25 protein-coding genes, 1 tRNA gene and 1 pseudogene are annotated in these 20,945 nt (G+C 46.0%); 15 read left to right on the plus strand and 12 right to left on the minus strand.

The features are described 5' to 3' along the window. Window positions 1-79 precede the first annotated feature (79 nt). Window positions 80-718, plus strand: a complete 639-nt coding sequence (gene sspA / locus BZG84_RS03360; RefSeq protein ID WP_069588088.1) for a stringent starvation protein SspA — start codon at window positions 80-82, stop codon at window positions 716-718. Further along, on the plus strand, window positions 718-1,239 hold the full coding sequence (gene sspB, locus BZG84_RS03365) for a ClpXP protease specificity-enhancing factor (protein ID WP_077479446.1): 522 nt from the start codon (window positions 718-720) through the stop codon (window positions 1,237-1,239). The genes sspA and sspB overlap by 1 nt, the downstream gene beginning before the upstream one ends. Before the next feature lie 121 nt (window positions 1,240-1,360). On the opposite strand, the gene pyrI is transcribed toward sspB, so the two are convergent. From pyrI to argF, 3 genes are all read right to left on the minus strand, one after another. After that, window positions 1,361-1,828 (minus strand): aspartate carbamoyltransferase regulatory subunit, encoded by a 468-nt coding sequence (gene pyrI, locus BZG84_RS03370; RefSeq protein ID WP_069589977.1) that lies wholly within the window; start codon window positions 1,826-1,828, stop codon window positions 1,361-1,363. Then, window positions 1,828-2,769, minus strand: coding sequence for an aspartate carbamoyltransferase (gene pyrB / locus BZG84_RS03375; protein ID WP_077479445.1), 942 nt, complete (start codon window positions 2,767-2,769; stop codon window positions 1,828-1,830). Before pyrB ends, pyrI begins: the two co-directional genes overlap by 1 nt. A 214-nt stretch (window positions 2,770-2,983) precedes the next feature. Then, window positions 2,984-3,991 (minus strand): ornithine carbamoyltransferase, encoded by a 1,008-nt coding sequence (gene argF / locus BZG84_RS03380; RefSeq protein ID WP_077479444.1) that lies wholly within the window; start codon window positions 3,989-3,991, stop codon window positions 2,984-2,986. 321 nt (window positions 3,992-4,312) lie between these two features. Between argF and BZG84_RS03385 the strand changes: the two genes are divergently transcribed. From BZG84_RS03385 to BZG84_RS03435, 10 genes are all read left to right on the plus strand, one after another. After that, complete coding sequence (locus BZG84_RS03385; protein ID WP_077481436.1) at window positions 4,313-4,558, plus strand: hypothetical protein; 246 nt, start codon at window positions 4,313-4,315, stop codon at window positions 4,556-4,558. A gap of 149 nt (window positions 4,559-4,707) precedes the next feature. Continuing rightward, window positions 4,708-4,783: transfer RNA gene (locus tag BZG84_RS03390), tRNA-Ile, on the plus strand. 1,034 nt (window positions 4,784-5,817) lie between these two features. Further along, entirely contained in the window at window positions 5,818-6,366 is a 549-nt protein-coding gene (locus BZG84_RS03395) for a hypothetical protein (protein ID WP_077481438.1), read from the plus strand. 138 nt (window positions 6,367-6,504) lie between these two features. Then, entirely contained in the window at window positions 6,505-6,915 is a 411-nt protein-coding gene (locus BZG84_RS03400; RefSeq protein WP_077481440.1) for a hypothetical protein, read from the plus strand. A gap of 135 nt (window positions 6,916-7,050) precedes the next feature. After that, complete coding sequence (locus tag BZG84_RS03405; RefSeq protein WP_077481442.1) at window positions 7,051-7,728, plus strand: S1 family peptidase; 678 nt, start codon at window positions 7,051-7,053, stop codon at window positions 7,726-7,728. Continuing rightward, on the plus strand, window positions 7,721-8,176 hold the full coding sequence (locus BZG84_RS03410; protein ID WP_077481443.1) for a hypothetical protein: 456 nt from the start codon (window positions 7,721-7,723) through the stop codon (window positions 8,174-8,176). The genes BZG84_RS03405 and BZG84_RS03410 overlap by 8 nt, the downstream gene beginning before the upstream one ends. 89 nt (window positions 8,177-8,265) lie before the next feature. Then, entirely contained in the window at window positions 8,266-8,766 is a 501-nt protein-coding gene (locus tag BZG84_RS03415) for a hypothetical protein (RefSeq protein WP_077481445.1), read from the plus strand. Between the two features lie 315 nt (window positions 8,767-9,081). After that, the gene (locus tag BZG84_RS03425; RefSeq protein ID WP_077481449.1) at window positions 9,082-9,375 is read left to right on the plus strand and encodes a hypothetical protein; all 294 of its coding nucleotides are present in this window, start codon (window positions 9,082-9,084) and stop codon (window positions 9,373-9,375) included. Between the two features lie 129 nt (window positions 9,376-9,504). Further along, complete coding sequence (locus BZG84_RS03430) at window positions 9,505-9,981, plus strand: hypothetical protein (RefSeq protein WP_077481451.1); 477 nt, start codon at window positions 9,505-9,507, stop codon at window positions 9,979-9,981. Window positions 9,982-10,117: 136 nt separating this feature from the next. Next, the gene (locus tag BZG84_RS03435; RefSeq protein ID WP_077481453.1) at window positions 10,118-10,657 is read left to right on the plus strand and encodes a hypothetical protein; all 540 of its coding nucleotides are present in this window, start codon (window positions 10,118-10,120) and stop codon (window positions 10,655-10,657) included. A 203-nt stretch (window positions 10,658-10,860) separates the two neighbouring features. Here the strand turns inward: BZG84_RS03435 and BZG84_RS03440 are convergent, their stop codons facing one another. The 6 genes from BZG84_RS03440 to BZG84_RS03465 all read right to left on the minus strand — a co-directional run bounded on the left by BZG84_RS03440 (window position 10,861) and on the right by BZG84_RS03465 (window position 15,070). Next, window positions 10,861-11,535 (minus strand): YagK/YfjJ domain-containing protein, encoded by a 675-nt coding sequence (locus tag BZG84_RS03440; RefSeq protein ID WP_077481455.1) that lies wholly within the window; start codon window positions 11,533-11,535, stop codon window positions 10,861-10,863. A 402-nt stretch (window positions 11,536-11,937) separates the two neighbouring features. Beyond that, window positions 11,938-12,156 (minus strand): hypothetical protein, encoded by a 219-nt coding sequence (locus tag BZG84_RS03445; protein WP_077481457.1) that lies wholly within the window; start codon window positions 12,154-12,156, stop codon window positions 11,938-11,940. After that, complete coding sequence (locus BZG84_RS03450) at window positions 12,156-12,569, minus strand: hypothetical protein (protein WP_077481459.1); 414 nt, start codon at window positions 12,567-12,569, stop codon at window positions 12,156-12,158. The genes BZG84_RS03445 and BZG84_RS03450 overlap by 1 nt, the downstream gene beginning before the upstream one ends. After that, a complete protein-coding gene (locus BZG84_RS03455) occupies window positions 12,566-12,751 on the minus strand; it encodes a helix-turn-helix transcriptional regulator (protein ID WP_077481461.1) in 186 nt (61 codons plus the stop codon). Before BZG84_RS03455 ends, BZG84_RS03450 begins: the two co-directional genes overlap by 4 nt. A gap of 156 nt (window positions 12,752-12,907) precedes the next feature. Beyond that, the gene (locus BZG84_RS03460; protein WP_077481463.1) at window positions 12,908-13,768 is read right to left on the minus strand and encodes a hypothetical protein; all 861 of its coding nucleotides are present in this window, start codon (window positions 13,766-13,768) and stop codon (window positions 12,908-12,910) included. A 3-nt stretch (window positions 13,769-13,771) separates the two neighbouring features. Further along, a complete protein-coding gene (locus BZG84_RS03465) occupies window positions 13,772-15,070 on the minus strand; it encodes a tyrosine-type recombinase/integrase (RefSeq protein ID WP_077677983.1) in 1,299 nt (432 codons plus the stop codon). Window positions 15,071-15,976: 906 nt separating this feature from the next. On the opposite strand from BZG84_RS03465, the gene BZG84_RS03470 reads away from it, so the two are divergent. The 3 genes and pseudogenes from BZG84_RS03470 to BZG84_RS03480 all read left to right on the plus strand — a co-directional run. Further along, complete coding sequence (locus BZG84_RS03470; protein ID WP_077480331.1) at window positions 15,977-16,414, plus strand: hypothetical protein; 438 nt, start codon at window positions 15,977-15,979, stop codon at window positions 16,412-16,414. 207 nt (window positions 16,415-16,621) lie between these two features. After that, window positions 16,622-16,879: a hypothetical protein gene (locus tag BZG84_RS03475; RefSeq protein WP_077480330.1), complete on the plus strand. Its 258-nt coding sequence runs from the start codon at window positions 16,622-16,624 to the stop codon at window positions 16,877-16,879. An 87-nt stretch (window positions 16,880-16,966) separates the two neighbouring features. Continuing rightward, window positions 16,967-17,188, plus strand: a pseudogene (locus BZG84_RS03480) (hypothetical protein); the annotation flags it as partial. A 24-nt stretch (window positions 17,189-17,212) separates the two neighbouring features. Here the strand turns inward: BZG84_RS03480 and BZG84_RS03485 are convergent. The 3 genes from BZG84_RS03485 to BZG84_RS03495 all read right to left on the minus strand — a co-directional run bounded on the left by BZG84_RS03485 (window position 17,213) and on the right by BZG84_RS03495 (window position 20,802). Next, a protein-coding gene (locus BZG84_RS03485; RefSeq protein WP_241825750.1) for an IS3 family transposase occupies window positions 17,213-18,324 on the minus strand; the annotation gives its coding sequence in 2 pieces (ribosomal slippage) (window positions 17,213-18,072 and window positions 18,072-18,324; 1,113 coding nt in all). Between the two features lie 167 nt (window positions 18,325-18,491). Further along, entirely contained in the window at window positions 18,492-19,637 is a 1,146-nt protein-coding gene (locus BZG84_RS03490) for a DUF3103 family protein (RefSeq protein WP_077480329.1), read from the minus strand. 400 nt (window positions 19,638-20,037) lie between these two features. Beyond that, window positions 20,038-20,802, minus strand: a complete 765-nt coding sequence (locus tag BZG84_RS03495; protein WP_077480328.1) for an outer membrane protein — start codon at window positions 20,800-20,802, stop codon at window positions 20,038-20,040. Between the last annotated feature and the right edge of the window lie 143 nt (window positions 20,803-20,945).

Raw genomic sequence — 20,945 nt, forward strand, 5'->3', positions numbered from 1 at the left:
TCTAGTGTGTTGCTAATCCGCAATGGGGACGCTTTGTCCCCATTGCTTTCTATTGATATTGAACATCCTGGAGGGGTTGATGGCTGTTGCTGCCAATAAACGCTCGGTGATGACGTTATTCTCTGACGCATCTGATCTCTATAGTCATCAGGTACGCATCGTCCTCGCAGAGAAAGGTGTCAGTGTAGAAATTGAGTTGGTAGATCCGAACAATCTGCCTGAGGACTTGGTTGATCTGAATCCTTATAACTCTGTTCCGACCTTGGTGGACCGTGAACTTGCGTTGTATAACGCAGACATCATCATGGAATACTTGGATGAGCGTTTCCCTCACCCGCCATTGATGCCAGTTTACCCGGTTGCGCGTGCGCAAAGCCGTTTGATGATGTATCGCATCAAACGTAACTGGTATACCTTGGTTGAAAAGATCAGCCACGGTAGTGCTGATGAGGCCGACAAGGCACGTAAACAACTGCGCGAAGAGCTACTGGCACTGGCGCCTGTGTTTGCGGAAAGCCCGTACTTCTTGAGTGAAGAGTTTAGCCTTGTTGATTGCTATCTTGCACCACTGCTGTGGCGTTTGCCTGTTCTGGGCATTGAGCTGGCAGGCCCAGGCTCTAAAGAAGTCAAAGACTACATGACGCGTCTGTTTGAGCGTGATTCATTTCTCGCCTCACTGACAGAAGCTGAACGTGAAATGCGACTAACGGGTCAATAATGTCTACATCAGAATTCTCGATGACACCACGCCGCCCTTATTTGGTGCGTGCTTTCTATGATTGGTTACTCGATAACGAGCTCACTCCGCACATGGTTGTTGATGCAACCTTGCCGGGCGTGCAGGTGCCGTTTGACTATGTCAAAGACGGTCAAATCGTTCTCAATATCGCGCCACGCGCGGTTGGTAACCTTGAACTGGGTAACGAGTTCGTCAGTTTCAATGCCCGCTTTGGCGGACGGCCACAACAGGTCAATGTACCGATGTCGGCCGTGATGGCTTTGTATGCTCGCGAAAACGGCGCCGGCACCATGTTTGAAATGGAGCCTGCGTATGCCTCGTCAGAAGATGAAGAGATGCCATCGGGAGCCTTTGATGAACTGAACATCGATGATGACGAGCCATCGTTGGTGTCGGTCGATAGCGTCGACGATCCGGAAGCGTTGCCACAAGCCGAAGAGGATGAGATCCCAACTGCTCCGGCGAAAAAAGGGAAACCGACCCTGACTGTGGTGAAATAACCGATCTTATCGCTGTTTATTGAAACAGCCCGATCGCTTGATTAGAAAAGCCAGCTTAATGCTGGCTTTTTTGTTGACCTTGATAAGAACACAAGGGCTAGTCGGCGCGGATAACGAGTGCTTAGTGATTTTCGGTCATGATCTCGCGAGAGAAAACCTTTTCACAGTATTTGCAGCGTAGTTTGACATCTTGCTGCTCGGTTAACACCCGAAAGCTACTGACCACTGCAGGTTCACCGTGCGTGATACAGTTACTGTTCGGACAGCGGAACACACCTTGAATCACCTCGGGTAATGTCAGCGGCAGCTTAGCGACCACTTGATACTCTTCGATTTGATTCACTGTCGCTTGAGGCGCATAAAGTGCCAGCTGGCTGGCTTGATCTTCGCTGATCACCACGTTTTCAATTTTGATCAAATCCTTGCTGCCGAGCGCGGAAGAGGGCAAGTTCAAGCCAATGGTGATCCGTTCTTCACTGCCATGCATTTGAAAGAGGTTGAGGATCTTAAAGCCAATGTGCGCTGGAATATGGTCAATCACAGTGCCGTTGCGAATCGCTTCTACTTGTAGTTTGCTATCAGTGTTCATTAGGCGACTCCTTCCACTTGTTCATTTAACACCAAGGCCAATAGTGCTTCGCGCGCGTAGACCCCATTTTCGGCTTGCTCAAAGTAATACGCATGCTGGGTTTTATCGACATCCACGGTAATTTCATCCACCCGTGGCAGTGGGTGCATCACTTTCATATTGGGTTTCGCATCACGCAACATCGCGGCGTTTAAGATAAACGCAGCTTTGATATGGGCGTATTCTGACTCATCGAAGCGCTCTTTTTGCACACGGGTCATGTACAGCACATCCAACTCAGGCACCACTTCTTCAATGCTGCTATGCAGGCTGTAAGGGTGGCCCGCCGCGGTGAGCTCATCGAGCAAGTATTCGGGCATGGCAAGCGCATCGGGGGCGATATAAAAGAAACGGTTCCCTTCAAACTTGGATAAGGCTTGAGTGAGGGAGTGCACGGTACGGCCATACTTCAGATCGCCGACCATGGCAATGTTGAGGTTATCCAGACGGCCTTGGGTTTCATAAATGGAGAACAAATCCAGCAAGGTTTGGGTCGGGTGCTGGTTCGCACCGTCGCCGCCATTTACCACTGGCACACCTTCCGAAAACTCTGAGGCCAAGCGGGCAGCGCCTTCTTTGGGGTGGCGCATCACAAAGCCATCCACATACGATGAAATCACCCGTACCGAGTCAGCCAAGGTTTCACCCTTTTTACCTGATGAGGTATTGCCGCCATCAGGAAAGCCAATCACCGAGCCGCCTAAGCGCTGAATGGCCGTTTCAAACGACAAGCGTGTGCGGGTGGAGGCTTCAAAGAAGCAACTGGCAATCACCTTGTTTTTTAGCAGCGTCGGGTTAGGGCGTGCCTTGAGTTCGCCCGCCGTGGCAACGATTAACTCCAGCTCGTTGCGGCTGAGCTCGGGAATGGAAATAATGTGTTTGTTATACAGGGTATTGGCCATAACGCGAGTCCCTTTCTTTGCAGTGTGCTACAGGCAAAAAAAAACCTCCGAAACGGAGGTTTTTACGATCACGACCAATGCGGGTGCTGTCCCCCTGAGGGGCGGATAGCGCGCTGTTTGTGGGTGGAATAACAAACATATCGACTGGCCGTGTAATGAAATCTGGCCGAATTATACGCGCCTTTTTGTGGGGTGCAAGCAAAAGTGCAATCGTTTACGCCTGTGGTTTTACGAGTGTGGCGACCATCACAGCCTTGATGGTATGCATGCGATTCTCTGCTTGATCAAAGACGATCGACTGCGCAGATTCAAACACCTCTTCAGTCACTTCTAGGCCATTTAATCCATATTGTTCAGCCACTTGCTTGCCCACTTGGGTCTCATCATTATGGAACGCGGGCAGGCAGTGCATAAATTTCACCTGAGGGTTTTGTGTCGCTTGCATCAAGGCTGGGGTGACTTGATAAGGCGTAAGCGCGGCCACGCGTTGTGCCCATGCCGACTCGGGCTCGCCCATCGATACCCAAATATCTGTATACACAAAATCACAGCCTTCCACCGCGGCAGTTTCTTCACTTAAGGTGATCGACGCGCCGGTACTGGCGGCAATATCTTGGCAACGCGCGACCAAACCCTCGTCGGGCCAATAAGCCTTGGGCCCAATCAGGCGTACATCCATTCCCATTTTAGCGGCGCCTACCAGCAGGGAATTGCCCATGTTATTGCGCGCATCCCCCAAATAGGCAAAGGCGATTTGATTAAGCGGCTTGTCACTGTGCTCTTGCATGGTGAGCAGATCAGCAAGGACTTGAGTGGGGTGAAAGGTATCCGTTAGTCCATTCCAAACCGGCACGCCCGCGTAGGCTGCCAAGGTTTCCACCACATCTTGCCCAAAACCGCGATACTGAATGCCATCGTACATTCTTCCCAGTACGCGCGCGGTATCTTTGATGGTTTCCTTATGGCCAATTTGCGTACCGCTCGGGCCGAGATAGGTCACTTGTGCGCCTTGATCAAACGCAGCAACCTCAAAGGCACACCGCGTGCGCGTGGAGGTTTTCTCAAAAATCAACGCAATATTCTTACCCTTTAGACGGGCAACTTCTTCACCATTGGCCTTTGCCGCTTTTAACATCGCAGCGTCGTCCACCAAATCTTGGATCTGCGACGGGGACAGATCTAACAGTGTGAGCAGTGAGTGTTGGTAGAGGTTGCTTTTCATATCTATCCCTGTTTATGGCTTATTTATGAATATAAAACCAATAAAAATGTTTAATTATTCTTTTGGATAGTAAGGGGAGAGACGATGGGATGCAAGCCTATTGCCCCACGCAAGCGCAACATGTTGACCAAAAATCTATCATTCTGATGTTTTTCTGACCGGGGAGGGGCTTTTTAAACGACAGCTGACACGCCTAAAAAACCAGCGACAAACTCCGCGCGCCTTTTACCAACCCATAGCACCTCAATGACAGAACACCGCTGGCATCGCGAGATACTGATTTTGTCCTCAAGGGCAACGACAAAAACGAAGGAGAAAGTGATGAAAGCACACAACAAAGCACTCACCCTAAGCGCATTGATGATGATGGTTGGTTTAGCTGGTCCTGCTATGGCAAACGATGAGCCAATGCAGCCAGCAAACGGACAGCCTGCCGTGACCTGCCCAGACGGAGGCACCGACTGTGATACCCAGCCGATGCCAGAAGAAGACAACAGCACTTGGCCTGCTGAAGAAGAGAACACTTGGCCAGCCGACGACACCAGCCAAGACCCTGCGATGCAGTAAGGCAATATAACCTAAGCAAAGCGTGAGTGCCGCCACATTGGCGGCGCTTGTTTTGCTTTTACCGCGCTAAGTGCTCAAAAAGCATACTGAATTCACCCCCCTTACAGCTAGACACCCTGTCGGGCATCCCCTATAATCCCAACCCACTCGGCCCCTTAGCTCAGTGGTTAGAGCAGTCGACTCATAATCGATTGGTCCCCAGTTCAAGTCTGGGAGGGGCCACCAGTTATAGCAAGGCGTAGCAGGTTAGTACCTACTACGCCTTTTTTGTATCTACCAATTTTTAGTCAAACACTTAGTCAAACAAGAACGTACTACTCTTGCAATTTCGCATCAAAATAAATCAGGTGATAAATCGATAGCTCAAAACGCTGGATTAGGGGAGAGGAATAGAAAAAGCCCCAATAGCTGCGTTTGCAAGGGCTCCAATTGCCCAAGGAGCGCACCTTCCATCAGGGCTTAAATTCGTTGGTGAGAGCAATAATCTAGCTCAGTGTTCACAGCTTATGAGCAGAAACGTTTACTACGTGAACACAAATGGCATATAGCCGATAGATCCTCCGAAAGGATTGTGCGAACTATAGAAAAAGTCCCAATGGCTGCGTCGGCTTGGGCTCCAATTGCCCAAGGGGCGCTCCTTCCATCGGGACCGAGCCACAAAACTAGTGCCCAAACTAAGTCTTGTCAATCGAGACTGGTCTAGAGTTTATTTGAGATGACTATTTATCGAGATAGGGCTGCTGTCCGCTAACCTAACCTTTCGCTGTGCCAAAGCCCACCTTTGTATCCATATCACAAAACCTGTGCCATCTAACATTTTAGATAACAGCGCACGAAAACCCACACACGGCTTGATACACTCATTTACAAATCTGCCAATACGATGGCGTGTTAGGTGCCGACAACTGATCGGCGGTAGCATGGCTAAACACTGGATGCTTAACCAGCTTATCGGCTAGAGACAGCCAAAAGCGTGCACGTTTATCCGTGACGGGTTCACACTATCCCAGAATGGATGATTAAAAGAGTCTATAAGTCATACGTTTACAGATTCATGCTTGGGGATAGTGTGAATACCAGAATAGAGATAGGCGGCATGCACACTTTCGCGGAAGAGCAGTATCCATGAAATGTAAGAAATCATATTGGGAATAACTATTTAGGTAGGAAATAGTGAGCATAACGGTTTTTGGGAAATCGTGCGTGCGCACTAATACAATGTTAGGCACCAGCAAAGTTGCACGTAGGGTAATAGTTATATGAAAACACTAGAGTTTTTAGTGTCAGCAATCGATTCTCTTGCATGGCCAGTAACAGTAATTTTATGCATCCTGATCTTGAAAGAACCTGTGGGGAAATTGCTTTCACGTGTATCTAAGTTCAAGTACGGTGAAATAGAGGCAGAGTTCCAAGAACGATTAGAAAAACTAGTAGCTTTTGAACAAAGTGAGGCGGTTAAAGCAAATCCTGATACTGTTGAGGCATCCGTGTTTCTTGAAGACTTAGCAGAAACCTCACCTAGAACTGCAATATTGGAGGCGTGGCTTAAAGTAGAAATGGCGACTATTTCATTTTGTGTTGCTAAAGGGCTGCCTCAGAATTTATCTCATCAAGGCCTATTCAAGCTTGCTAGAGAGAAAGGTCTTGATATTGATGCGTTTCAAACGGCTTATCAAGAGCTTCGTTTGTTACGAAACAAAGCTGTGCATGTCACTGACTCGGATATTACTTCGTCAACTGCACGCCAGTATGTAAAGAATGCAAATTTTTTAGCAGATGAATTCAACATGAGGTTAAATGGCGCCTAACAAACAACTTAAAGGGACAAAAACACTCGGCATTTTTGGTTCGGTTTGTTTTTGAGGTTCCGGCTGGTTCGGTTGGGTGGATAGGTTTGGTTTTTGCCCTTCAGTTGGGCGTTATGTAATCGCAAGAGTCAAGAAACGATGAGAAAAAACAAAATCAGGATGCTAGTTTTATGGTTTGTTATCGTAATTGTGTATTGCACGATCGCTTTGCTTACAGAGTATGATTTTAAGTTTCTGGAGCTGAGTGCTATTACCAATGTCTTCTTGTTGATTGTTCTTTTTAAAGAGAATGGCCCGCAGAGGGTGGAAGATCCGATTAGTTTTGTAAAATTTTCAGATGGAAAGATCGAGTTTTCTGAGGTGTCAATTCCTGTTGATAACATCAACAAAGTAGCCTTAGAAATTGTTGAAAAAGATTGCTATTTTAGTCTTCCTTATAATCAAATTGAGCCAGGTAAGTTTCCCAGTTTCGTGTTCCCTTCCAAGAAATTGGAGGAGTTCAAAAACTACATTATGGCTGGCCTCGGACCAGTGGAAATAATTACATAACAATCAGCGGCAGAGCGACAGCCAACGCTACGCACCTTTTGTGTTACTCGCTGCGCTCAAACATTAACACAAAATGCGCTCCGCGCTGGCTGCACCTGCGCTGGGCGTTAGGGCTACAAACCAAGGAGAATTTAGGTGTATCGAAAATTAGTTGCTGCTCATGCTAATGGTTGCAGTATGTTATTAAGAAAGAATGGCGATGGCGTCGAGTTTCTTGGTACAGCTTTCCTAGCTGATGGAAAAGGGTATCTACTTACCTGCGCGCACACTATTCAACTTGATATGCAATTGGCAATAGTTCCAACTCAGCCTATCAATGAATGGAATAATATGACTCAGGAAAGAGTTAACACGATCGATGTAGAGGTTGCTCAATTCGATACCGTTCACGATTGTGCTCTTTTGAAACTAAAGGGAGATGTTACAGCAAACATAATGCCAAATATGTTTGGTGATCCGAACAAGACACCTGCTGGCGCAAGTGTTTTGTACTTCGGCTACCCATTTGGCGATAAGGGGCTCCATACATTAAAAGCATCTTCATCGATAATTAGTTCTAAGGCTATAAATAGCAACGGAACAAAGCACTTCCAATTAGATAGCATGGTGCATGACGGTAATAGCGGCGGTCCTTTAGTAGATGTTCACACAGGGCAAATAATTGGAATGATTTGCGGTAAGTTCAATCCTTCAGGTAATTCAGGTGGAGTGATGATCGGTAATTATGCCCTAGGGTCAGAAAGCAGCATTTCATATGCCACGTCTATTGAGTACGGGATAAACCTGATGAAAGAGGAAGGGCTAAATGTCTGAGGCCGAACTTATCATTGATATATCGGGAGCAGAGGAGTTTATCCGCACAGAAATTCCATCCTATCAGCGCGAAAGTGTCTTAGGTGCCTTTGCTCTGAGTGAAACGGAACAAGCTGAATTCGATAATATAGGTATGCAGCTTACAGGAGAACGTAGGGAGATGTCGTTTATTTCTCCTGTTGGTGCCAGTGGTACTAAATCTCAAAGTGGATTCTGGGACAATATCAAAAAGGAAGTGCATGATTATTTCTGCACAAAATCTCGCAAGTACACTCAGGAAAGAAAACGTGCTGAAATAACGTTCAAAGAGGTAGTCACAATACTCGCCACTTCAGTCGCAGCTCAATTCAGCATCGCGTATGGATTGATTGCTGGTGCAGTGTCAGTGGCCGTCTTAAGTGTGTGCAAAATTGGGCGTAATGCTTGGTGCGAAACGTATGGCAAGTAAGGCCTTAACAATGCGCCGCACAAGGACAAATTACTCGCTTCGCTCCTAATTTACCTGTGAGCGCGACGTTAAGAATAAAGGATCCAAGCATGGAAGATCGAGCTAAATCAATATTTTCATCGGCAGGTATGTATTCAAAGGCTGCGCATCTCATGAATGAGGGTTCACGCGGAGATCCAAGCCTTTTGATACCAAGCCAAGTAAATGCTGCCTTGGCGCTGGAGCTTTATTTTAAGTCTCTTTACCTCATAGAGAAGGGCTCTGATTTCAAGGTTGGAGGGCGGCATTCCCATGATTTTCATGCACTATTTAGTGATTTATCCAGACAATCGAAGGAAAAGTTGCTCTATCAGTTTCAATCCGCAATTTCATCTCGTGATATGAGTGATGTGGTTACAATGGAGCGCGAGACAAAAGTTGAAATTCCACGCGACTTGGAAGGTAATCTACAATCATGGAGCGGTGTGTTTACGAAAGTCCGTTATGTATATGATAAGCCAAAACATGCAGTATCGATGATGTTTTTTCCTGAAATTGAACAAGCAGTAAGAGACACAGTCATCAACCTCAGACCAGATTTCAGGTCTTAACAAAGCAATACACCTGACAAGCAGGTGGTTGCGGCGTTATGTGCCAGAGAGGAATTTGAATAATGTGGGTTAGTGGAGCAGCTAAAACAACACAAATTGGTCACATCAATTCGAATAATCAAAAAAATCATGGTACTCGTGGCTTAAAAGGCTCGGATCATAATTCCGTCTCATACAAGATGGAATGTTTGTCACCGGGTTGCGGTAATATTTATGGTGCGAACGGCACAGATATTTTCCAACGTAAATGCCCAAAGTGTCAGGGTGGAAAGCAAGGAATTGATTATTAATCTGTCTTAAAGGTAATGGATAAAAATGGAATTTGTAAATACGCTTAGTAACAACTCTGTCATCGGTGCATTCTTTGCTGGCGTGGCTGTATTGATGTGTGTTTCACACTTTAAGTGGATTAACCGTCGCTTTTGTAAGGCTCCGAAAGTTTTCAAAGCTCTGGAAACTGGTTTAGAAAAACACAATTGCAAGTTTCTTCCTACTACCTATTTAGCCTCAGAAACGAATTACACTGTATCAGAAGTGGAATTGCTGTGCACAATGCACCCTAAAATCATAAGAAATAAGAAGCAATTAGAATCATGGTGTATTAAATAAGCGTGGCACATAACAAAAAAATTAAGTCACTCACTTCGTTCGCTGGGACACATACATGCGGGGCGGCTTCGCCATTATGCCCCACTTGTATGCGCTCCTTATTTAAAAGTTATATTTTACGGGGGTAATATGCCAATCAAGCAGTTTGATAAGTGGATTGATAGCATCGTTTCTAAATACGAAATTGAAGCTCAATGCTGCAGTAAGTTTTCAGGTGTTTTCTCAGGCTACTACTCTCCAGAATACTTAGCTAAATGCAAGTTTGTTGTAACGGACGTAATCCCGAAGCCTGACATTCCCGAACTACGCCATATTGGTTTAGGTGACTTTCTTGATATGGATTGTGGGGCAATCAACTACAAACACATGTACTTTATGAAACCCCAGCATCAAGAAAACTTAGAAATTCATATTCACGAACTCATGCACACAATTCAATGGGAGCAGCTAGGCGGAGAAGGCTTTTTGAAGCGGTACGTTCAAGAAATCAATGAACACGGCTATGACAATTCGCCATTAGAGAACATGGCATACGATCTAGGTCGTAGTTTCAAATCAGGTGGCGCTGCAGTTGATGTAGCTAACTTAGTGCGTGAAAAAATATAACAAATTGCTTAACAAAGACTCCTAACGCTTGGCGACTTAAGTCCCAATTTCAACTCTGTGCTTATGGCACAATATTTAAGTTAAGTGGCATCGCGTTGTCGCTTGTTAGCAAGGCGTTATACCTTAAGAGGAAAACATGGACATTTTACTAGGTACTTATAAAGATCCTGCTTATGGTCTTGATTGGCATGAACAAACAGATGAAATTGAAGACTCAATTAGAAAGCATCTAAAAAGATCAGAACTTCCAGTAGAGTGTTCAATTCAAGAGCACAATATTGGTCGTGGGGCTGACAATCCAGTTACAGTCGTTCAAGTTCTTTCTATTCTTGGTTTAGTTGGTTTTGTCATTCCTGAAGCACATAAACGAGTTCGAGAATCTATAGAAGAATGGTCGCGTATTAAAGGTCACTTTACAAAGCTGCATACGCTTTTATCTCGAAATTACCGGGTAATAGCTCTACCAGAAGAAGTTCTTTTTATTAAAGCAGTTGAAGCGTTGCTCAGTGAAACAGAATCTAATGATGCCGCATTTGTTCGTTACGAAACAGTCCATAGTGTCGGTAGTTACGAAAAGTATTCTGGTCTAAAAGGTTTCTACTTTGATTGTAAGGGTAAGCAATGGCGTGTTGTTATTGATGGTCAAGGTGAAGTGAAACTGATAGAACAGGTATAACAAACGAGTATGTAGTCAATCGTTAAATTTTGGCGAGATTTTTAATCCCACATCACGCCGTCTCTGAGCATCGAATTTAAGATCACCACTATGTTGTGCGCTGAGCCGCAGGGAGTTTGGATAGGCGCGAACAGAGCTCGCCTTGTCTGCAACTGCGCACTTTCCCCCTTCAAAACTGCGCAGTGTTTTGCGCACTTTTTGACTCACGATCCGCGCCCCACAAAGGCTAGCGACGCAAAAATGTCATCGGTGTGCGGTTTTTCTTTCTTGTCTACAAGTGCGCAATTTTTCGCTTTTATTTTAACCCTGCTGACACCGTAGCGTTTAGTTTGGCTGGGCCTATAGCGTTTTCCTTTTCCATTGGCTTTGCCGCGTACTTTAGCAAGATACGACAGCCAGTAGATGATCTCGGCTTTGGCGTGTAAGTCTCCTCTGGGTAGCACTTTAAAACCGCACCCTTGTACATGGCCTCCTTCAAAGGCAGCCCAGTAACCGTCAATGGTGGTTTGGATAGTGTGGAAATGATTCACCTTGGAACCGTCCAAAAAGAGCACGCAATGGTAATGCTGTTGTTTGGCCTTTTCATGCTCTCTCACCCATAGGTAGCCAATGTTAGGCGTTTTGTAGTATCGCTTTAGGGCTTGTACCACCAGCGAGAACAAGCGACTCACCGTAGTGTTATTGTCGGTGTATTCCGTTAGGTGCAAATCAAAACGAAAGCAGAACACCCGAGCATAGTGAGACTCCATCGCTTCCAACTGACCAACCAATCGCTGAAGAATGTCGGTGTAGAGCGGCGATAAGTTTGGCCCAGTATTGACCACCCAGCAGCGACCGTCTTTGGTCTTGAAAAATCCCGTATTAGTGGAGTAGGGCAATTCCTGATCTCCTTTCCATTACTCCACCAGCTCCTTTTTCATCACCGTTTGCGGCTTTAAAGTCGCTTCGCACGCATCGGAAGTCGGCGAACCAAAGTGTATAACCCTTACTTCTCTTATCAGTGATATGGATATTGAGTGGAAGATATTAATAAAACCCGACATGCTTCCTCTGGATCGGTAAGTGGCCACTATCAACGTGATTGCAAGGCTGCCAAGTCGCTCTCAGTAACCAAGCGCTTTGAAACAAGTGGAAATGCGCCTAAAAAACCTTGAAAACATATCTCACCTCGTCTAATCCGCATTAAATCAGGTATTTAGCTGATAGCAGTTACTTACTTTTGCCATTGCCAATAAAAATGGCTGCCAATACTGACAGCCACTGGTTTGAATGATTTTCTACTATCGGCGGTGCAGAGGCATATCGTCTCGGCTGGCCTGTAAGTGACGTTTAGCCGTTGTCGCGAGCTCCTGCATTGCCCATATAACCCCCTTACAATGTTGGTTATCAACGTCCTCAAAATGAGCAGTACCCAGTACGACAGTTAGGCTCTCTAGCTGACACAAGGCTTTATCTGCCAGCTCAGCGTGATCAACGGGATGCTTGGTTAAACTCGTCATTACGCTACCTCACCTAACGCTTGTGGCTCCGACTGAAAAGCGGCTAGCAGGGTATCGCAACTACACTTTGATAGCTGCTTAGCTCCCCGTTTGGCTCGCCAGCTATTAATCAACCTAATCGCGTTTTTTGCTGCATCGAGATCAGCCAACCAGTAGCGTTTAAACATGGCCTTGTAGCCGCGCACACTGGTAAACGGTGCGGGTTGATCGGCGATGCGCACACCATGACGTATGCGGAGAAGGCTCATATCCGTTGGCAATGTGATACTCCAATACTTGCCGGCCTCATCCAGTACGTTGGCATGGGTAAGATCTCGGATATTCACATCCAGCGGGTGTAGGCCAGCTTTGCCACGGCGCAAAAGCTCTAATAGACACAGTTCGGCCTTGCTTGGTGCAGGAATTTTGCTCATTGTTGCCACTCCCCATTTAGCCATGCCTCATAGTCAGCTTCGCGCCAGCCAATGGTGCGTCCGTTGATTTGAATCGGGGCAGGGAAAGACTTTTCCTTGCGCCACCAGCGCCAGAGGGTTTTTCTATTTCTCCCAACCATAGACTCCATTGCATTAGGAGCAATAATCACTTCATGCCTCATCACTTCACCTTTGGGTTGCTCTTGGAATTGATGAGTCCATTAGAAACTATGTGAGAGTTGTAGTATCGACGATAGCGCTAATGTCTATGACATTAACGCTGATGAAGTAGCTTTTTAAAAAGCTAACAAAGGGAGGGTGATATATAAGTTATTGTTTTACTTGGCGCCAAGCCATCTGGCGACACTTCGCTTCACATCTTTGTCTTGTCCAATTTTTCGTCTTGCTTCTTCATACTGAGGGATTTCTAAAAGTAGTGCTTCTGCCATTTTGTGAGGGTTTTCAATCTCGTCAACGTCAAGAACCTTCTTTGCCAGCTCTTGGATAATTAACTTTTGCGGAGCGCTAACTCTAGAGGAGGCAATCGCTTGTGCTTCTTTTTCTTTGGCTGCCATCTCTGCAGCTATATCTGAGTCATTGTGTCGGTTTGGGAGAGGGGCTAAGCCATGTATTGCTTTATGCAGCTTATCCAAGTCTGACTTCATCACTACCAGTCTGTTTTGCAGATCTGGCACTTGGATGCCCACTAACTCTGCATTTTTCAACCCCCCTTCGTAGCCAACATGCTCTGTTTTGCTACTGCTTACTAAGTTAGGTCCTGATATCTCCATCGTGTCATCATCCGCCTCTATCCACACTCCATCAGCGACAGCATCATAGACGACCATTGGATTCAGTAGACTTTCATCGATTTCCATCGGGCCAGATCCAATCACGTGTCCCTCATCCATCTGAAAATTCTCACCCTCTCCTGGCTCGTGGACTTTGGCAAGCTCTTCTTCAAGTTTCATGTTCTTTATGGCTTCCGGTTCTAGTTCACCATAAAGAAAATCAGGCTTGACGAACGCTTTGCAATTCTCGCCATTGAGAACCGCACATAGCTTTATCGCTCCGATTTCACGCCAATGATAGATATCCTCTTCCTCGCAACCTAACAACCTCGCCGCTCGCGCCACTGAGCAGTATTCAAGAGGTAATAATGGTGGCAATTGGGTATCCGTTTTTTTCTTTGATGACATGGTTTAATCCCTCCCTACAAATGCCACTACATTGGTGATAGTAGTGTTTTCGTTTAATCGTTGTTCCCATGATTCCAAAGCTCTTCGTTTCTCAGGCAGGTATTCATAGCGGTCATAGTGTTTGCTAGATACGTCATTTAGCGCATGGTTCTGAATGCGGTCTCGGAGTGATTTAGAAATGCCAATCTCGCCCATTAGGGTTTTACAGGTGCGGCGAATGTCGCGGGGGATGAAGGACGAAACAAAAGGCGTTGCGTCTCGGTATCGGGTAACGGCCTGAGAAAGCGAATCCAGCCGGATATGCTCATTACGGTTTAAACGGTGCGGAAAAATAAAGTCAGAGTCTTGGTTTACCTCGCGCAGTTGGCGAAGAATCGTCAGCGCAGATTTAGTCAAAGGAATGATGTGCTCTCGCTTATTTTTAGACAAATCACGACTTACCAATAGTGACTTTTGTTCCCAATCTACCGCCTCCCACTTAGAAGCCGCCAGTTCATAAGGTCGCTGTCCTCCGGTATAGAGGCAAAGTAAAATCAGGCACCGGATGGTATCGCCCATCTTAAACCGCTCATATTCCCCTTTTAGGTCAGCGATTAGCTGGATCACTTCTCCCATTTTCAGGTAGTGATTACCCACGCGCTCTGCATCTTTCTGTTTGGGGATGGCCGTCATCGGGTTAAACACTAAGCCAAACTTAGCCTCATCAATGAAGTTAGCAGGATCGTTATCGTGTTTTAGCCCATAGTTAAACGCTGCCATTAGATAGCTGCGTACACGATTGGACTGAGTTTTCGCTCCACGCCTTATCATTTCCGCCAACACCAGTTTTAACTCGTTTGTGGTTACATCCTTGGCTTTCGTAGCAGGAGGTATAACCGGATACACTTCCTTCTCAAGAGATGCCAGAACGGCTTTGTGAGTGCGCTTACCGTCCCTCACCATTTGCGCGACATAGGCTTCAAACAATTGCTGTATAGACCCCTTCCTTGCTTCCTCGCGCTTTGCGTTTTCTTGGTCACGCTTTTTCGTCTCGATGTGCTCTTTCGGATCAATCCCCTGAATAAGCAAGTCACCCAGCTCTTTCTGTTTGGCTCTTGCATCATTCAGTGACAGAGCCGGGAACTGGCCTAACGTAATGAAGTTCGCTTTGCGGCCTACAAAGTAACGAAACACAAAACGTTTACTGCCTTTTGGGGTCACTTGTACTGCCAGCTTGCCCGTTCCGCGCTCACTATTGCTGTCCCACTCATAGTAGGGTTTAGCTTTGGGTTTTAGTCCACGAATGGCACTTACCGTTAACATCGCACACTTCCTCACTCAAAGATTTCCTTGTTTGACTATGGCGATTTTTAGTCAAACACTTAGTCAAACAAGAGCGTACCTGAATGAGACTATACGAGAAAAGATGAGTTGAAGAAATGTTTTTAACTATCTGAATTAAAACAAAAATAAACTAATTTGAGATGATGTGAGATTTTATCGAAAACAGTCATATCACGACTCATAATCGATTGGTCCCCAGTTCAAGTCTGGGAGGGGCCACCATATTCCAGAAGGCTCGTAGAGAAATCTACGGGCCTTTATCTTTTCTGGTCCGGTCTATATCCGGTCTGCGATTACTTCCGGTAAGCTCTGTCCATTCGGTCAGCCGAAACACGCCACGTAGTCACCACAGAGTCACACTTCCCCTATCAGAGTGATATCCACCATCAGAACCTTCTCTCGTCTGTACAGCACGAATCAGGGCAGATACATACCACTCAACATCAGAACCGAACCCCGGAAAAACCAATGGCACACAGGATTACAGCGCGGATCTGGTATGAGTTAGGGCTAAGAGTTGGGTTAGTGGAATCAGATGGAACTACCGTCGACGACGACGGCAAACTGGACGGAAAACCTAAATAGGAAATTTACATTAGGGTTCGTGTCCAGCTCGGTATCTAGCCAAAATTACAGCTAAAGACCGGATAGAGACCGGACCGACGACGCCGTCGCCAAAGTTACTGGAACTACATCATGTAGGAAGTCAGGCAGGATAAGCCTTAGAGCGAGATTACAGGGCCAGTCTGGTGCGACCGACCCAGCGATCTAGGATTTGTTGTTAGGTTGGGGGGGGTTAAGAAACAGAGGCTATAAGTATTGACAAGAAGATATGTGACCTATATAACTTATACCAACCAATATAAGTTATATAGGTAATGAATTATGGTCGATTTGACTAACAGCAATGGTAGCACTAATGATACTCAACAGGTGCAGGAACAAAAACAGCAACAGTGCTTTACCCGCTCCGATGTTGCAACCACTAGGAGAGCAATACAAGATCTGAAAAGTCAATCAGAGAAGCTAAAAGGCTCACTAAGCCAGTCTCTAACTGAAGCTGATAACACTTCCCTTGAAGAGTTCCGAACTATTTGGGACAAGCGGGATAAGTTAAATCAAGTGAATAATCAAGTAAAAGAGCTAGAACAAAGCATAACCGAAATAATGCCAAGTCTTAGCAAGGCCAAACTGTCTAATGAAGAGAAAAACGAAATCGCTGGCCTATATAACTCAAAGCTATACACGCAAAGCCAACTTGCTGAGCAATACGGTGTATCTCAGCCAACGATCGGTGATGTGGTAAAAAAGAACAAATCATAACCCAGCCAAATATTGGAGGTTTATTTATGAGTGGTGAAAATAATGTCATAGACTTTCAAAGTCGAAGACGCAGCGTGGATAAATCACGCTCTGACGGTGAAGCCGAAACACCATCAGGTGGGAGTAGTGTCAAGTTAAGCCAACGGCTAAGAGACTCTATTGACGATGGACTAAAGCAACAGATGCGTGAACAAATGAGGAAAAAACATGGGCTCGAACAACAGTAATGACACTAGTTTACAAGACCAACAAGCATCAATTTTAGATGAAACTTACAAATTAGGTTGGATGGATGGCTACGGCGAGGGATACGATGATGGGGTTGCCGATACAGAGACTGCACTAAATAATCTTGAAAACGAGTTAGAACTAATGGAAGAAACCGCTAAGGAAAAAGACAGTATCATTGATGAGCTAGCATCAAATGCAGGTAAGTCATTACAAGCAGTTAAAAAACGCCAGTAATTGAGCTCTTTCCGTACAAGGAATACCGAACCATAAATGAGAATAAATACATATTAACTCCATGATATCAATACCATGGAGTTAATCATGCTCAAAATAACCAACCTTCAACAAACTTCAACCCTACCAATCACCACAATCCTACAAGCACAAGTTAAAGCCATACTCACCGAACCATTTCACGACGAATATGAAACCCAACAGGTATGGGATGAACTGCAATGTGAACTCTGGTTCCTCACATCAAAATCCGAACTTTCTGTCGTCGTCGCCGAAGATATCGAAATGCTAAAACAAGCGCTCACGTACAACTGTAATGTAACCCTCCCTGTTTTAGTGGCACTCTAAATTAGAGTTTTTCCTACTTTCATGCCTTGCTAAATACTCCCAAGGAGTCAGATCATCGAGTGAGTCATGAGGGCGTTCATCGTTGTATTCCTTCATCCATTTTTCTGTCAGGTCTCGGACTTCACTCAAGGTTTTGAATACGTACATGTTGAGTATTTCTGTCCGATAAGTTCGGTTAAATCGCTCTATATAGGAGTTCTCCGTTGGTTTGCCTGGGCGAATAAATTCCAACTCAACTGCGTTCTCTTCCGCCCACTCAGCCAGCGTGGTCGAGATGAATTCAGGGCCATTATCCATGCGCAGCTTACTGGGGTACCCTCGCCAAGCAATAATGCGTTCTAGCACCCTTATAATGCGTGGTGCTGGCAGATTGAGATCTACTTCAATCGCTAGCACCTCACGGTTGAAATCGTCCACGACATTGAACGTACGAAAGCGCCTGCCGCAGAGCAAAGAGTCACTCATGAAATCGATAGACCAGCAACTGTTGATCGACTCTGGACTTGCCAGTGGTGCTGGATTTCGTTTTGGTAGGCGCTTTTTCCCCTTGCGCCGTAGGTTTAGCTTGAGCGAACAGTACACTCGATGGACTCGTTTATGATTCCATCGGTGTCCCCAGCGCCTAAGTACTTTAAATAATTTGCCAAAACCGTAGGCAGGATAACGCTCTGCTGCGTCCTGCAACGTCGCGATAACCTCATCATCCCGATGTGGATCTGGTCGGTAACGATAGACTGAGTCGCTAATGCCAACTACGCGGCAGGCCATTCGCAAACTGACCTGATAGTGTTTGCGAGCGTAATCGACAAGCTCGCGCTTAACCGCTGGCCCTACAGCTTTTTTTCCAGAATATCTTTAACGATACGGTGCTCAAGGCTTAGGTCGGCAAACATTTGCTTGAGCCTCCGATTCTCATCCTCAAGCTCTTTAAGCCGTTTAACATCTGACGCTTCCATCCCACCATACTTGGACTTCCAGTTGTAGTATGTTGCATCAGAGATGCCATATTCGCGACAGACTTCGTTGACCTTTCGGCCTGCTTCGACTTCCTTCAAGATCTTTACGATTTGTGTTTCTGTGTAGCGTGATTTTTTCATCATGCGTTCTCCGTTTGTTTCAGTGTAAACGGAAAAACTCTAGTTGCTAATGACCAGTTTTTTGGGGAGGGTTACAGTACGATCAACTACCATGCTTGTTGTTACGACGAAAAACGCAGCCCTGAGGCTGCGTTTTGTCTATCTAGCTCAATGAAACCAAGCCTGGATTATTTAGTTGGCTCGATAACCAAAGGTTCCCACGTAGCGGTGGCGTTGCCGCCAGCACCGATGTGATCTTGGTAGGTGCGGTCTTTGAGGAGGGTGTAGTACACGTCCACAAAGTCATCATCGTTGGTGAGCCAGCCGTCGGGGATGGCTTCGATGATCTTACCGGTGATTTTGGTGATCACGCCGTAAGCTTGCACTTCAAGATCGGGGATTGCTGCAATGATATCGCTAGCAATTTCGTTGAGTTTAAGCGCCAGCTCTTTGTAGTTGGTGCCGTCGTCTTGTTCCATCAAGATAACGTCCGCGGCGCCCCAACGATAACGCTCCCAGTGGATCATTACCTGATTAGGATGATAGGTGGTTTTGTCGTAATCCAAATAAGGCATATCCACAATATCGAGCGTCGGCTCGTCACGGCTTGGGTTCACACCGGTCACAATGGCATACACTTCCGCCGCACCAGAGATCCAAGGTTCTTTGTCATCTTCAAGGCGAATCGTTTTCAGCACTGTGGTGTGAATGGGTTGTGGCTCTGCTGCCATCATTGGGGCGCTGCGACGGACACGCGGTGCAGGGTTTTGCTCTGCGAGGGTGCGGCGCATCACTTCTAGGCCAGCTTTCAGTGAGGCTTTGCCATTGGTGTCGACTACTAAGACAGGACGGTCTGGCATTTGGTAGACGTCGAGCCAATGGGTATTGCCTTCAATGTCAAATGCTTCGATTTGCGTCCATGTTTGCTCATCGCCAGCAGGTTCAAAGGCGAACAGCGGAGATTGACCCGCTTGCCAGCGTGCGAGCATGCTTGGGTCGGCCAAGCGAACTTCGAGCAGTTGGTCGGCCACTTCTTCGACGCCTTGCGCTTCACGCAATGCACGGTCGGCGCTGTATAGCTGCGAGTCAATGCTGCGTTTACTGCGCGCGCTACGCGTTTGGGGCTCGGTGAGTGATGAGAGTGACGCGCTTAAGCTGTAGCTGTTAATGCTACGGTGCAAGGTCGGCGCAATCAGCTCGTACTGGTGGCTCAGTTGTTTGGCGGTGTCGCGCTTGATCTCTACCACGGTGTTGTCTGCACTGCCGGCAAAAGCAGGAGTGAAAACTTGAGTAAGACCGGCAAATAGCAGCGAAATCAGTGTTTTTTTATTCATCGCATTTCCTTTTTGTTGTGTTCCAACTGACGTTAGCGAGGCTAACGTTTTGTATCTTGCGATGCTTGTCTTCAAACACGCTATCTCTAATAAAAAGGGCTGTGAACATAGTTCACAAAAAACATGAAACTCTAATGCGAAATTAGTAATTTTTGGCAGTAGAGTAAACACTCAATACAAAAAAGAAATGATAAAAGTAGGGGTTTTGTTTAAACATCAACATCGAAACGTTGAGAATAACGCGCTGAATTATTGAGTGATTTGATAATTATTAGGTGATAAATCTGGTAAAAAATAAAAGTCAGAAATGAGAAGGCACGCTGAACGTAAACATGACGGCAGACGGTAAAACTGTAAGCGGTGACCGAGACAATCGGCCACCGTGACGTCAGACAAAATCTTAGAAGGTGTAATTCAAGCCCAAAAAGGCTTGATGGGTGTCTTCAAAGGTAATGCGTTGGCCTAGCAAGACATTGTCGTCTTTTTCGAGTTTTTCGTAGCGGTAGCCAAGCTCAAGACTGAAATGATCGGTAAATTCGTGACCAATACCGGCGCTGATACCGGTTGCGAGTCCATCGGTCTTTGTTCGCCCTTTTAGTGTTTCGCCCATAGCGCTAGCAGAGTATTGAATCTCGTTGTCGTAGTGACCAATTCGTGCCCCAATACTGAGATAGTTTTTTGGCATAAAGTGGTACAGGTAGTCAGCGCCCACACCGTACTGGTAACCTTCTCTACTTAACTCTGCGCTTAAATTTTCGTTATTTAAAGACAGGCTATACGAGACTTCGGTTTCAATATTACGTTGTAAGTAACCGTACACCCGCAGGTTTTGGCCAAAATAGCTGCCGACTTTCAACGTTGCCATACCGCCATCATCAATATCGTTTGCACGTTGTTTGGCTGTATCGCTACTGGTGTCGCTACCAAAGCGAATATAGCCAAGCTCACCGCCTACATAGAGGCTGCTTTCAATATCCCAATGCCATGTTGATGTGAAGTGATAGTCATCATCGTTTATTGAAAGCGGGGAGGGCGTTGTTGCTTTTTGTGGCATGGTTTTGAGCGCTTGAATGACTTGCTCTTGCTGAGTTTTAGTCATATCAGCCCATGTTGCTGGTGCAATAAAGAGACTGAACAGTGCAAGCGATAAGTACTTCATTTTCATGGATAGCTTCTTTTCTCAATGGTTAGGTTGGGGTCCCATCCATAGGGTTGTTGTGACTGATTGTTATGTGATCCGTGTCAAAAAGCGGCGGGAGTATATAGTGAGTTTAAAGTCTGTGCAATATTTATTTTTTTCAGTTTAAC

Source organism: Salinivibrio sp. PR932 (assembly GCF_001996125.1).
Lineage (GTDB): Bacteria > Pseudomonadota > Gammaproteobacteria > Enterobacterales > Vibrionaceae > Salinivibrio > Salinivibrio proteolyticus.

Bases quoted from the DNA above. Each gene is read 5' to 3' on its own strand.
- pyrI (WP_069589977.1), bottom strand. From the start codon at position 1,828: ATGAACACTGATAGCAAACTACAAGTAGAAGCGATTCGCAACGGCACT.
- BZG84_RS03450 (WP_077481459.1), bottom strand. From the start codon at position 12,569: ATGAGCAAAATTCCTGCACCAAGCAAGGCCGAACTGTGTCTATTAGAG.
- BZG84_RS03460 (WP_077481463.1), bottom strand. From the start codon at position 13,768: ATGTCATCAAAGAAAAAAACGGATACCCAATTGCCACCATTATTACCT.
- sspA (WP_069588088.1), top strand. From the start codon at position 80: ATGGCTGTTGCTGCCAATAAACGCTCGGTGATGACGTTATTCTCTGAC.
- BZG84_RS03455 (WP_077481461.1), bottom strand. From the start codon at position 12,751: ATGAGGCATGAAGTGATTATTGCTCCTAATGCAATGGAGTCTATGGTT.
- BZG84_RS03465 (WP_077677983.1), bottom strand. From the start codon at position 15,070: ATGTTAACGGTAAGTGCCATTCGTGGACTAAAACCCAAAGCTAAACCC.
- BZG84_RS03470 (WP_077480331.1), top strand. From the start codon at position 15,977: ATGGTCGATTTGACTAACAGCAATGGTAGCACTAATGATACTCAACAG.
- BZG84_RS03475 (WP_077480330.1), top strand. From the start codon at position 16,622: ATGGGCTCGAACAACAGTAATGACACTAGTTTACAAGACCAACAAGCA.
- BZG84_RS03410 (WP_077481443.1), top strand. From the start codon at position 7,721: ATGTCTGAGGCCGAACTTATCATTGATATATCGGGAGCAGAGGAGTTT.
- sspB (WP_077479446.1), top strand. From the start codon at position 718: ATGTCTACATCAGAATTCTCGATGACACCACGCCGCCCTTATTTGGTG.
- BZG84_RS03435 (WP_077481453.1), top strand. From the start codon at position 10,118: ATGGACATTTTACTAGGTACTTATAAAGATCCTGCTTATGGTCTTGAT.
- argF (WP_077479444.1), bottom strand. From the start codon at position 3,991: ATGAAAAGCAACCTCTACCAACACTCACTGCTCACACTGTTAGATCTG.
- BZG84_RS03425 (WP_077481449.1), top strand. From the start codon at position 9,082: ATGGAATTTGTAAATACGCTTAGTAACAACTCTGTCATCGGTGCATTC.
- BZG84_RS03385 (WP_077481436.1), top strand. From the start codon at position 4,313: ATGAAAGCACACAACAAAGCACTCACCCTAAGCGCATTGATGATGATG.
- BZG84_RS03490 (WP_077480329.1), bottom strand. From the start codon at position 19,637: ATGAATAAAAAAACACTGATTTCGCTGCTATTTGCCGGTCTTACTCAA.
- BZG84_RS03495 (WP_077480328.1), bottom strand. From the start codon at position 20,802: ATGAAAATGAAGTACTTATCGCTTGCACTGTTCAGTCTCTTTATTGCA.
- BZG84_RS03445 (WP_077481457.1), bottom strand. From the start codon at position 12,156: ATGACGAGTTTAACCAAGCATCCCGTTGATCACGCTGAGCTGGCAGAT.
- BZG84_RS03395 (WP_077481438.1), top strand. From the start codon at position 5,818: ATGAAAACACTAGAGTTTTTAGTGTCAGCAATCGATTCTCTTGCATGG.
- BZG84_RS03400 (WP_077481440.1), top strand. From the start codon at position 6,505: ATGAGAAAAAACAAAATCAGGATGCTAGTTTTATGGTTTGTTATCGTA.
- pyrB (WP_077479445.1), bottom strand. From the start codon at position 2,769: ATGGCCAATACCCTGTATAACAAACACATTATTTCCATTCCCGAGCTC.
- BZG84_RS03415 (WP_077481445.1), top strand. From the start codon at position 8,266: ATGGAAGATCGAGCTAAATCAATATTTTCATCGGCAGGTATGTATTCA.
- BZG84_RS03430 (WP_077481451.1), top strand. From the start codon at position 9,505: ATGCCAATCAAGCAGTTTGATAAGTGGATTGATAGCATCGTTTCTAAA.